The sequence below is a fragment of the Candidatus Pelagibacter sp. HTCC7211 genome, from assembly GCF_000155895.1.
Classification (GTDB): Bacteria; Pseudomonadota; Alphaproteobacteria; order Pelagibacterales; family Pelagibacteraceae; genus Pelagibacter.
The window spans coordinates 1,268,175-1,280,038 of the sequence record NZ_DS995298.1; the positions used below are offsets into that span (position 1 = coordinate 1,268,175).

The window sequence follows — 11,864 nt, forward strand, 5'->3', positions numbered from 1 at the left end:
TTAAAACATTAGTTAGATTGATAATCAAGCAATTTATTTAATGAATAATTCCTTACTCATATTACAAAATAATTCACTACCACTCTCTGTTACTCTTACTGCTTCTGAAGCTTCAACTCCCCAGTCACCAAATTGCATTACTGCTATCATATGAAAACAAACATTGGGTTCAAGAATAGTCATGTCTCCTTTATAAATATTAAGAGTATGTTCTCCCCAATCTGGTGGGTAGCCAATACCTATCGAATAACCAGTTCTAGACTTCTTTTCAATTCCATACTTATCTAGTATTTTCCAAAAAGCCTGAGCAACGTCATCTGCAGTATTTCCTGGTTTTGTAGCACTAATACCAGCCTCTAAAGCTTCAATAGTTTTTTTCATAGTATCAATTTTTAGTTGATCTGGTTTTCCAAGTAATACAGTTCTTGCCATAGGTGCATGATATCTTTTGTAAACTCCTGATAGCTCAATAATAGTAGATTCACCTTCTACAAACTTATCCTGAGATGCAGTTAAATGAGAGGCAGATGTTCCTTTTCCTGTAGGAAGTAACGTTGCTATACTTGAGTATTCACCACCAAACTCTTCGGTTCCATAAAATAATGTCTTTTGAATTTCACCTACAGCATCACATTGCCTTACTCCTGGATTTATAACTTCCATAGCGGTTTTCATCCCTTTTTCAGAAATTTTAGCAGCTGACTTCATAAATTCAATTTCAGTATCTGATTTAACTAATCTTACCCAGTTAACTAATCTATCACTATCAACTATCTTTGCATTTGGTAAACCTTGTTTTATTTTTTCATGACAAAATGCTGTATAGTAGTGTGCATCCATCTCTACACCAATACAAAGTTTGTCCCATTTTTTTTCTTTGATGATTTGAACTAAGTAATCATAAGGATGCTTTGGCCAAGTATGAATGTAATTTTCATCATAAACTATAATATTTTCATTTTTAAGATAAGATTTTATATAAGCTCCACCAGCATCTTGAGCTCTAACAAAACATAAAGGTTCATCTGCATTGACATGAACTATTGCACATTGTGCATAATAAAAAGACCAGGCATCATAACCAGTTAAGTAATTTAAATTATTTGTATCATGAGAGATTAATAATTCGATGCCTTTTTCTCGCATCATTTTTTGAGTCTTCTTTAATCTATCTTTGTATTCTTCTTTTGTAAAAAGCATCAATTACTTTGGAATAATTTTCCAAATCCTTCCACTGAATTATTTTTATTTATTTTCTCAAGTGTATCCCAAATCAAAGCCTGATTACTGGATAGAACAGTTGTATTTAATTTTTTTTCTAATTCATCAATTATTGGTAATACTGGTAAGGCTGTACATGAAACAAATAAAGCCTCTGCTCCATTTAAATCTATTTTAGATAAAACTTCACACAAATAATTCTGATCAACTTTACCAATGTCATAATCTGCTTCTATATCAAAATACGCATTTGAAGTAATTTCAAATCCTTCACTTTTAAAGTATTCAGCTACATCATCATTAAGTTTTTTACTATAAGGAGTAAAAAGACATATCTTATTAATATTCAATTTTTTTAAAGCTTTTATTGCAGCAGTACTTGGCGTCGTAACATCTGCCATCGGTTTGGCTACTTTAATTTTTTGCTCTATAGAACTATAACCCGCAGCTATAGTTCCTGAGGTGCATCCATAAACAACACAGTCGATATCTTGATCTGGCAAAATGTCTTTTGTAACTTCTGTAACTTTATTAGACATTTTTATTAGATTTTCCGTAGTTAGTGGATTGTAACATTCGATACGGTTAACAAAAAAGTCAATATCACGGTCTTTAATTACATTTATAAAGTCTCTTTCAATCATAAAGTCACTTGCAAGTGCTATTAAACCAACTCTAGGATTTGATTTAGAAATATATTTTGGTTCTATTTTTGTTGAATTCATAATTTAAAAGGGTGAATATATCATAAGTTCTTTAATCATTAATATAAAAAACAATATGAATATAAAAGACACCTTTGTTGCATCTTTGGTGCCTATATTTTTAGGTTTTGGTTTTGTTATAGCCAAACCTGCATTTGAGTCTTTTCCTCCAATTTTGTTAATGGGAATTCGATTTATGTTTGCAGCGTCTATTTTAATTTGGTGGTTTCCAATACCGTGGGGATACTTAAAAAAAATTTTTATTGCATCTTTTATAGCTAATACATTGCAATATAGTATTACGTATTCTGGTTTAAATTTAATAGATGCTTCTGCAGCGGTACTATTAGTGCAAACTGAAGTTCCTTTTGGGGTAATTTTTGCATATTTTATGCTTAAAGAAAAACCAACCATACGAGCTTTGGTTGGGATTGGAATTGCTTTTATTGGAGTTTACGTTTTAACAGGATCGCCCAGTTTAGATGGAAAGTTTATTGGTATCGGTCTAACAATTTTAGGATCTGCAATATGGGCGCTAGGCCAAGTTGTTGTTAAGCCACTGAGTAAAGAAATTAACCCACTAGCTTTAGTTGCTTGGTTGGCATTATTTTCTGGACCAATTTTAATATTTATTTCAGCAATACTAGATGGAAATACGATAGGCTATTTATCAAATGCAAAATTTGATCATTGGATTATTGCTATTTATATTGGTTTTATAATGCAACCAATTACTTATGGCTGCTTCTATTATGTTTTGAAAAATAATCCACTTTATAAAGTTCTTCCAATTGTAACTATGGGTATTCCACCAACAGGATTATTAGCAGCAATATTTCTTTTAGGAGAAAAACCTACACAAGAATTATTTACTGGTGGGGCATTAATTATTGTCGGAGTAATTTTAATTGTGATTACAAAAAATAAAAATAATGAGGTTAAAAAATGAAAATAGGATTTATAGGTCTTGGAAATGTTGGAGGTAAACTAGCTGGAAGTTTGTTAAGGAATAAATTTGATTTAACTGTAAGAGACTTGGATGAGAATTTAACTAACGAGTTTAAAAATTTAGGAGCCAAAGTTGCAAGTTCTGCAAGAGAATTAGCGGAGCAAGTAGATTTAATTATTACATGCTTACCATCCCCAAAAATTTGTGCAGATGTTATGGAAGGTGAAAATGGAGTGCTAGAAGGTATAACTCAAAATAAAATATGGCTTGAAATGAGCACGACTGATGAAGCTGAAATTAAAAGAATTGGCAAAAAGGTTATAGAAAAAAATGGCATACCTTTAGATGGTCCAGTAAGCGGTGGTTGTCATAGGGCTGCTACTGGAAATATTGCTATCTTTGTTGGAGGAAATAGAGTGGCTTTTGAAAGAATTTTATCTGCATTAACCGTGATGGGTAGAAAAGTATTGCATACTGGTGAATTAGGAAGTGCTACAGTTCTTAAAGTTATAACAAATTACTTAGCCTCAGTTCATCTAGTTGCATTAGGTGAAGCCTGGACTGTTGCTAAAAAATCAAATTTAGATCTTGCTAAAGCTTATAAAGGAATTGCAGTTTCCTCAGGTAATTCTTTTGTGCATGAAACTGAAAGTCAGGTGATTTTAAATGGGTCTTACAATATAAATTTTACTATGGACTTAGTTTTAAAGGATACTGGTTTATTTGATGATCTAGCAAAAAAATTAAACGCTGGATTAGAGATTTCTCCAAAAATTGTTGAGATATTTAAAGACGGTCAAAAAAAATATGGTTCAAGAGCATGGTCTTCAATGATTGTTAAAAGAATGGAAGATTCTAATAATATAGATTTTAGAGCAGATGGATTTCCTGAAGAGTTAACTGATAATGAGCCTGAGGAAAAAGGATACGAAATCTAATATTTAAAACTTAAAGTCTAAAAATCGTTCTTTATATAAGATATTATCAATTCTATATTCAATTCAAAGTTGTTTGCGTCCATTGACATATTGATTTCCTAAACTTAATGTGTTGTGTTTGATAAATATAAACTATTAAGAGGAAAACAATGAAAATGATTAAAAAAATAGTTCTCTCTTCATTAGCTGTTTTAGGTTTCACTTTATTTACTGGTGTTGCTAATGCTGCATGTGGAAAGATTACAATTGCTAATATGAACTGGGCATCAGCGAATTTCATGGCTGAAGTAGATAAAATTATACTTGAAAAAGGTTATGGATGCGAAGTTGAACTTGTTCCAGGTGCTACAATGCCTACTTTCACTTCAATGAGTGAAAAAGGTGAGCCAGATGTTGCTCCAGAATTCTGGGCAAATGCTGCAATCGTAGCTTTAAATAAAGCTGAGGATGAAGGTAAAATGCACTCAGTTAACAAAGCACCTATTACTGGTTTAGGTGAAGGTTGGTGGGTATTACCTGCAACTTTAGAAAAGCATCCTGAACTTACAACTGCAGATGCAATTTTAAAAAGACCTGACCTATTTCCACATCCAGAAGATCCTTCAAAAGGTGGATTTCATATCTGTCCTCCAGGATGGAACTGTGAATTAAGTAACAGAAACCATTTTAGAGCTTGGGGTATGGAAGAAAAAGGATGGATGATTGTAGAGACAGGTTCTGCTGCTGGATTAGATGGTTCAATAGCAAAAGCTGCTGAAAGAGGTGAAAACTGGTTTGGATACTACTGGTCACCAACTGCACTTATCGGAAAATACAACATGCAAGCTGTAGACATGGGTGAATTTGGCGGCAAAGATAACTGGGATAACTGTTTAGTTAAACCAGAACAAGAATGTGCTAATCCAAAAAAATCATCATGGGTAAAATCTGAAGTTTTCACAGTAACAACTGATAACTTTAAGAAAACAGCTGGTAAAGATGGTATGAAATACCTTGAGAATAGAACTTATCCAGGTCCAGTAATGAATGGTATGCTAGTATGGATGGGTGAAAACCAAGCAGAAGGTGCAGATGCTGCAATTGAATTCCTAAAAACACAAGAAGATGTGTGGACTAAATGGGTTTCAGGTTCAGCTGCTTCAAAAATCAAAAAAGCACTTTAATTAAAAGTATTAATCGAACCCGTTAAATTTTAACGGGTTCGATTTTATAGTATAATAAATTTAATATGGAATTTTTAAGCAAGATACCAGTAATGGATAGAGACGCTCTTAGAGAGTTAAAGAAAGGTATCGATTATAGTTTTAAAAACTTTTCAAGAGAATACGGTGATGCAATTGAAGGTTTCTTTGATCCACTTTTATCATTTTTAATTTTTCTTGAAAAATTATTAGTAAATACTCCGTGGCCTATAGTTATTGGTGTTTTTGGTATTTTAGCATGGATAGGATCTAGAAATTATAAATTAGTAATTGGTACAATAGCCTGTTTTATAGTTATTGGTTATTTTGGAATGTGGAAAAACTGTATGGCAACAGTTGCAATTATTTCTGTCTCAACGCTTGTATGTATAGTGGTTGGAATACCAATCGGTATTCTAATGTCAAAATCGAGCAGAGCAGAAAGGACTATATTGCCAGTTCTAGATATGATGCAAACAATTCCGAGCTTTGTTTATCTAATACCTATTATTATGTTATTAGGAATTGGAAAAGTTCCAGGTCTATTGGCTGTATGTATTTATGCTTTGCCTCCTGTTGTAAGGTTAACAAACTTAGGGATAAGAGAGGTAGATAAAGAAACATTAGAAGCAGCTGAAGCTTTTGGTGCTACTCCAATGCAAAAATTAAGATCTGTTCAAATACCTTTATCTCTTCCAACAATTTTTGCTGGAATAAACCAAACAATTATGATGGCTTTAGCAATGGTAGTAATTGCTTCTATGATTGGTGTAAGAGGATTAGGTGTTCCAATTTTGCAAGCAATTTCTAATCAATACTTAGCTCTAGGTCTAATGAATGGTCTAGCAATTGTTGCTCTTGCAATTATATTTGACAGGGTTACTCAGGAATACGGAAATAGAATTCAAAGACATCGTGGGACAACAAAAAAATAGATATTGATAATCTGTTAATGCCTCAACTATTAATTCACAGAGGTCTTGCTAAAAGGAAATTCTTAGAAAATAATATAAATTCTTTTAAATATTGTTTTAATAAAAATTATGGGATTGAAACAGATATTCATGCAACAAAAGATGGTGAGTTTATTTGTTTTCATGATTTTACACTTAAAAGAATTTTTAAAAAAAATTTAAGTGTAAAAAATCTCAATTATTCAAAAATTAAAGAAATAAGCAAAAATCTTAATAATCCAGTTCCATTATTAAAAGACCTATTAATTTTCTCAAAAAATAAATGCTCGTTATTTATTGAAATAAAGCCAACCTTATCAATGTCGCTACTTAGAAAGCTCTTTAAGGAGACCTCAAAATTTAAAAGATGTGTATTTATATCTTTTAAGCATGAAAATGTTTACAATTTATTAAAGATTAACAAAAAAGTTAAAGTTGGATTATCTTTTGCACCACCAACCAGTATTAAAAAAATACTTAAAAAAGCGAGCAATAAAGATATCAACTGCCTAATACTGGACAAATCATACTTAAAAAAAAAAAAAATTCAAAATTTAAAAATTAAAAAATATTTTTATACGATCAAGTCCAAATTGGATTTTAATAAATACAGAAAAAATTATAATTTAATTTTTGAGAATCTATGAAGTTATTGTTTTTTTAAATAATTTAATCTTCCAATGATTTCATCTCGATCCATATAATAACCTTGTAAATGTCTATGCCCTGAGTTTGGATCAAATTCTGTTCTTCCATGCAATACTCTTCTATTATTAAATGAATAAATGTCACCTGGTCCTAAACGAAATTTAATTTGAAACCTATCATCATGTAATAAGTTTCCAAATCTATGGTGAGCTTTATAAACTTTTTCCATTAGATCAGGATGACAATCAAGCACATCCATTGTTGCTACACTAAATCTAATATCATGATAATCTCCATCTTTAGTCAAGCTGATTGCTGGTGCATGAAATGCCCTATGAGACACTTGTGTATAATCTGTATCTTTAAATTTTAATGGCACGTTAACTAATGTTTCAAAAATTTCTTTTTCATTATTCTTTAAATATTCAGCAACTGCAAATCCATCTACAGCCGAAGAGTCGCCGCCTTTAGCTGAATTAATTAAGCAGTGAAGAAATTGATATCCTGGAGGCAGTTCAAACCAAGGCAAATCCATATGATTTCTTAGTGCATGTGCTGTGTATGCTGAATTATTTGGTTTTGGAATATTTATAACCTCAAAAGGTGTTTTAAAAAAAGTTTCTCTTATGTGGCTTATTCTATTAAGTAATGGAAAAGCAGATCTTTTTTCTACTGGTGCGTTCTTAACTATTGCAATACCCGTATGATGCAAAAGCTCTAACCATTTTATCAAGCCCTCGTCAGAGTCTAAAATTTCGTCATGCTCTATACAAATTGACTCGAATTTATTTCCAAGATTTTGATCCCATAAATTGTAAGGAGAAATATATTTTGATTTATTTTTTAATGTATAGCAATTTTGACGAAGCCAATTCAGATCATAGAAACTAGTATGATCTCCTTCACTCCATTGAACTTCAAGAGACCCTTTGTCATCTATTTTAAAATCTTTTACTGATAAATTTTCTGAAACATTTAAAATATTAAACATTCTGTGATGAGAATCTTTGTCATGAGCTGTAGGACAGTTATCTCTAAGCCACATATAGTTAAATTTACTTTCTTCTCCATCACTCCATTTAATTTTTAAATCTGATGTATCTTTTTCAATTTTATCTATTTGAAACATTTACTGATGATTATTTACTCATTAAAATTTGTCAATGCAATTAATAGTTGTAATTATCGATTTCTTTCCTTTAATCTATTTAGCAGTTTTGTTACAAGTTCATTGAAAAATGTCAAAAATAGAAATCAATAATATTTATAAAATCTTTGGTAATAAGCCACAATCAGTAATGCAAATGGTTAAAGACGGGGCGACCAAAGAGGAAGTTTTAGAAAAAACTGGTCACACTGTGGGACTAGATAACGTTTCGTTAAAGATTGAAGAAGGGGAAACTTTTGTTTGCATGGGATTATCTGGATCAGGAAAATCTACATTAATTAGACATCTTAACAGATTAATAGAACCCACATCTGGTGAAATATTAGTTGAAGGCACAAATGTAATGTCTTTGAATAAACAAGAACTAATCGAATTTAGAAGACATAAAATGAGTATGGTTTTTCAAAGATTTGGTCTTTTTCCCCATAAAACAGTAATTCAAAATGTAGGCTATGGTTTAGAGATGAGAAATATAACTCAAGAGGAAAGAAATAAAATAGCAATGGAAAAAATTGAGGCCGTTGGACTTAGTGGTTTTGAAAATCAATATCCAAATCAATTATCTGGAGGTATGCAACAAAGAGTTGGTCTTGCTAGAGCTTTAGCAACAGACTCGGATATCATGTTAATGGACGAAGCATTTAGTGCTTTAGATCCTTTAATAAGAAGTGATATGCAAAAACAATTAATTTCTCTTCAGTCAGAATTAAAAAAAACAATTGTCTTTATAACTCATGATTTAGATGAATCACTACGACTTGGAAATCATATTGCAATTTTAAACGCAGGTAAATTAGTTCAAGTTGGAACTCCGGTTGATATTGTTATGAATCCAGCAGATGATTATGTTGCAGCATTTGTTAAAGATGTAAATAGAGCAAAAGTTTTAAAAGCAAAAGTAATTATGACTGATGCTAAAGAAGGACAACCCTCTGGAGAAAATAGATTAAAAGTTCATGAAGATGAATTTTTAGAGGAATTTTTACCAAAAATTGTTCTTAATGATGTGGTTGTTGATGTCGTAGACTCAGCTGGACATATAAAAGGATATATAACAAATAAAGAATTACAATCTTCTTTAGTTAAATCTTAAAATGAATTACCATCACTACTTGGTAGTTGTGATGAGAATGATTATATTTGCAAATAATTAATGTTAGAAATTAAAAATCTGACAGAGATTACAAGTAATGGGCTATGCATAGGTTGTGGACTTTGTCAAAGTGTTGTTGGAAAAGAAAAAATTCAAATTTCAATGACTGATAAAGGAAGATTAGAACCAAGAGAAACAACATCTTTATCTAATGAAGACTTTAGAAAAATAAAAGAAATATGTCCCGGTGTATTAGTTGAGGGGTTACCTAAAAAAGAGATAAGTAAAAATTCAAAAGAGGATTTAATATGGGGAGTTTACAATTCTTTATACTACGCATGGTCATCTGATAAAGATATCAGATTTCAAAGTTCAACCGGAGGGCTTTTAAATGGAATTTCTTTATATCTGCTAGAAACTAATAAGGTAGATTTCATTTTACATACTGCGGGAGACCCCGACAAACCAATGAGAAGTATTCCAAAGTTCAGTTATTCAAAAAAAGATTTATTGAGTTGTGAGAGTAGATCAAGATATGGTCCCGCCTCACCTTTAAGTAAATTTAATGAAGCCCTAGATAAAAATAAAAATTTTGCTTTTATTGGAAAGCCTTGTGATATTTCTGCAATTAGACTTCTCTCTAAAACTGATAAAAGAGTAGATAAATATTGTAAATATTTATTAACTCTTGTCTGTGGTGGTTCTACAGAATTTACTAAATCTCAAGATTTTATAGAAAGCTACAATATTAAAGAAGAAGAGCTAGATATTTTTAGATACAGAGGATACGGCAATCCTGGTCTGATGTACGTCAGAACAAAGGATGGAAGAGAACATGATAAAGAATATAATTCTTTTTGGGGAGATGAAAGTAACTGGAGAGTTCATTTTAGATGTAAGATTTGTCCTGACGCAATAGGTGAAAGCGCTGATATAGCAGCCCTTGATACATGGAGGGGTGGATCTCCCATAGGAGAGGATGAGGGATTTAATGCAGCAATTGTAAGAACTGAAAAAGGATTAGATATATTAAATAGTGCAATTAAAGATGGATATATTGAAAAAGGAAATCATTTAAAAATTGATGATATAAATGACTTTCAGCCTCATCAGGTAAATAAAAAAAAATCTGTATACGCAAGACATTTAGGTCTTAAAAAAAATAATTTACCTATTGTTGAAACTAGTGGATTAAGAATAAAAGAACTTTATGATAATAATGAAAGTGAATTTAATATTAAAGAGGAGAAAGGCATCACTTTAAGAATAAATAAAATTTAAATGAATATTTTAAAAAATAAAAAAATAATTATTTCAGCTGGTGCATCTGGCATAGGTTTAGCTACTGCAAAAATTTGTCTTGCTAGAGGAGCATACGTCTATCTATGTGATATTAATACAAAATCTCTAACTAAATTGAATAAAAATTCTTTAAAAAATAAAAGATTATTTACTTACTATTGTGATGCCTCTGATGAAAAACAAGTTTCTGATTTTTTCCAAAAAATAAAAAAGAAAACAAAAAAAATTGATGCTTTAATTAATAATGTAGGAATAGCTGGTCCTACTGGATCTCTTGAAAAATTAAAATCAAAAGATTGGGAAAATACATTACATGTAGATGTTAATAGTCATTTTTATTTTACAAAAAAATCAATTCCTTTACTTAAAAAATCTAAAAATGGTTCAATAATAAATATCTCATCAACTGCCGGGATACTTGGTTTTCCATTGCGTTCTCCTTATGCGGCAAGTAAATGGGCTATCATTGGTGTTACAAAAACATTAGCAATGGAACTCGGTAAATTTAATATTAGAGTTAATGCTGTATGTCCTGGCACAATTAAAGGTGATAGAATGAAAAGAGTAATAAGAGATAAAGCAAAATTCACTAAAGTATCAACAAAAACTATTGAAAAAGATTTTATTTCAATGAGTTCAATGAAACAATGGATCCTTGAAGAAGATATTGGAAAAATGTGTTCTTTTTTAATTTCTGATGATTCAAGTAGAGTTTCTGGACAAGTGATATCTGTTGATGGCCATACTGAAAGGAATGATTAAGTTATCTTAATTTTTTTTCGTACTTTTTTCTAAGTTTTTGAAGTTCAACAAGATATTCGTCTCTTATATTTGCAATTTTTGTAACTGATTTTCCTTTAGATTGTTTTTTAGTGCCTGCCACTAATCTATTTATTAATTTATTTGACAAATTTGGAGCTTTTAACTTTGTCCAAGGTAATTTTAAGGCTGGACCAAATTGTTCTAACATATGTCTCATGCCAGCTTTTCCTCCTGCTAAATGAAAAGTTAGGAAAGTTCCCATTAATGACCATCTCAATCCTGGCCCATCTTCAATTGCTCTATCTAAATCTTCAGTGGTTGCATGTCCTTCATTGATTATATGTAGTCCTTCTCTCCACAAAGCCTCTTGTAATCTATCTGATAAATAACCAGGCAATTCATGCTTAACCATTATTGGATTCATTGAAATCGATTTATAAAATTTTTTAGCATTATCTAAATATTCATTTGAAGTTTTTTTACTAGGCACAATTTCAACTGCAGGTAATAAATAAACTGGGTTAAATGGATGTCCAATAATTGTTCGTTGAGGATTTTTACATTTGGAATAAATTTTAGTAGGTAATAATCCCGATGAGCTAGATGAAATTATCGCTTTAGGTTTTGCATGCTTGCCTATAGTTGCCATTAATCTAGTTTTTAAGGCATAATTTTCGCTAGCACATTCTTGAATAAAATCCGCATCTTTCACAGCTTCTTCAAGAGAAGTAAAATATTTAAAATTTTTTAATTTAAGTGTTTTTTTATTAAAAAGCTTTTTAACATAAGGCCATGTTCTCTTAATTTCAGATACTAAGTTTTTTTTAAGTTTTAAATCTTTGTCAAAAGCGTAAACAATTTTATCGTGTGCCAAGCAACGAATTATCCATCCGGCACCAATTACACCAGTTCCTATAATGGCTATTTTTTTTATTTTATTCATTT

At 30.9% G+C, this 11,864-nt stretch carries 12 protein-coding genes; 8 read left to right on the plus strand and 4 right to left on the minus strand.

Features of this window, described 5'->3' with window-relative positions; all coding sequences use genetic code 11:
* Positions 1–33 precede the first annotated feature (33 nt).
* Both PB7211_RS06805 and PB7211_RS06810 read right to left on the minus strand, forming a co-directional pair.
* Positions 34–1,200: a M24 family metallopeptidase gene (locus PB7211_RS06805; RefSeq protein ID WP_008544669.1), complete on the minus strand. Its 1,167-nt coding sequence runs from the start codon at positions 1,198–1,200 to the stop codon at positions 34–36.
* Positions 1,200–1,946, minus strand: a complete 747-nt coding sequence (locus PB7211_RS06810; RefSeq protein WP_008546065.1) for a maleate cis-trans isomerase family protein — start codon at positions 1,944–1,946, stop codon at positions 1,200–1,202. Before PB7211_RS06810 ends, PB7211_RS06805 begins: the two co-directional genes overlap by 1 nt.
* Positions 1,947–2,001: 55 nt before the next feature.
* Between PB7211_RS06810 and PB7211_RS06815 the strand changes: the two genes are divergently transcribed.
* The 5 genes from PB7211_RS06815 (at position 2,002) to PB7211_RS06835 (ending at position 6,593) form a co-directional block, all read left to right on the plus strand.
* On the plus strand, positions 2,002–2,874 hold the full coding sequence (locus PB7211_RS06815; RefSeq protein WP_008544849.1) for a DMT family transporter: 873 nt from the start codon (positions 2,002–2,004) through the stop codon (positions 2,872–2,874).
* Positions 2,871–3,812 carry an NAD(P)-dependent oxidoreductase gene (locus tag PB7211_RS06820; protein WP_008544254.1) on the plus strand — a complete coding sequence of 314 codons (942 nt, stop codon included), beginning with the start codon at positions 2,871–2,873 and terminating at the stop codon, positions 3,810–3,812. The genes PB7211_RS06815 and PB7211_RS06820 overlap by 4 nt, the downstream gene beginning before the upstream one ends.
* 149 nt (positions 3,813–3,961) lie before the next feature.
* On the plus strand, positions 3,962–4,975 hold the full coding sequence (locus PB7211_RS06825) for a glycine betaine ABC transporter substrate-binding protein (protein ID WP_008544883.1): 1,014 nt from the start codon (positions 3,962–3,964) through the stop codon (positions 4,973–4,975).
* Between the two features lie 65 nt (positions 4,976–5,040).
* Positions 5,041–5,928, plus strand: coding sequence for an ABC transporter permease (locus PB7211_RS06830; protein ID WP_008544152.1), 888 nt, complete (start codon positions 5,041–5,043; stop codon positions 5,926–5,928).
* Positions 5,929–5,945: 17 nt separating this feature from the next.
* Positions 5,946–6,593, plus strand: a complete 648-nt coding sequence (locus tag PB7211_RS06835) for a glycerophosphodiester phosphodiesterase family protein (protein ID WP_008543995.1) — start codon at positions 5,946–5,948, stop codon at positions 6,591–6,593.
* A 2-nt stretch (positions 6,594–6,595) separates the two neighbouring features.
* Here the strand turns inward: PB7211_RS06835 and PB7211_RS06840 are convergent, their stop codons facing one another.
* Positions 6,596–7,723, minus strand: coding sequence for a TauD/TfdA family dioxygenase (locus PB7211_RS06840; RefSeq protein WP_008545233.1), 1,128 nt, complete (start codon positions 7,721–7,723; stop codon positions 6,596–6,598).
* A gap of 109 nt (positions 7,724–7,832) precedes the next feature.
* Between PB7211_RS06840 and PB7211_RS06845 the strand changes: the two genes are divergently transcribed.
* The 3 genes from PB7211_RS06845 to PB7211_RS06855 are packed head-to-tail and all read left to right on the plus strand — an operon-like array spanning position 7,833 to position 10,919.
* Entirely contained in the window at positions 7,833–8,855 is a 1,023-nt protein-coding gene (locus PB7211_RS06845) for a quaternary amine ABC transporter ATP-binding protein (RefSeq protein ID WP_008544171.1), read from the plus strand.
* A gap of 60 nt (positions 8,856–8,915) precedes the next feature.
* On the plus strand, positions 8,916–10,136 hold the full coding sequence (locus tag PB7211_RS06850) for a Coenzyme F420 hydrogenase/dehydrogenase, beta subunit C-terminal domain (protein WP_008544176.1): 1,221 nt from the start codon (positions 8,916–8,918) through the stop codon (positions 10,134–10,136).
* Entirely contained in the window at positions 10,137–10,919 is a 783-nt protein-coding gene (locus PB7211_RS06855; RefSeq protein WP_034399160.1) for an SDR family oxidoreductase, read from the plus strand.
* Position 10,920: 1 nt separating this feature from the next.
* Here PB7211_RS06855 and PB7211_RS06860 read toward each other — a convergent pair whose 3' ends face one another.
* Positions 10,921–11,862 carry a 3-hydroxyacyl-CoA dehydrogenase NAD-binding domain-containing protein gene (locus PB7211_RS06860; protein ID WP_008545348.1) on the minus strand — a complete coding sequence of 314 codons (942 nt, stop codon included), beginning with the start codon at positions 11,860–11,862 and terminating at the stop codon, positions 10,921–10,923.
* Positions 11,863–11,864: the final 2 nt, after the last annotated feature.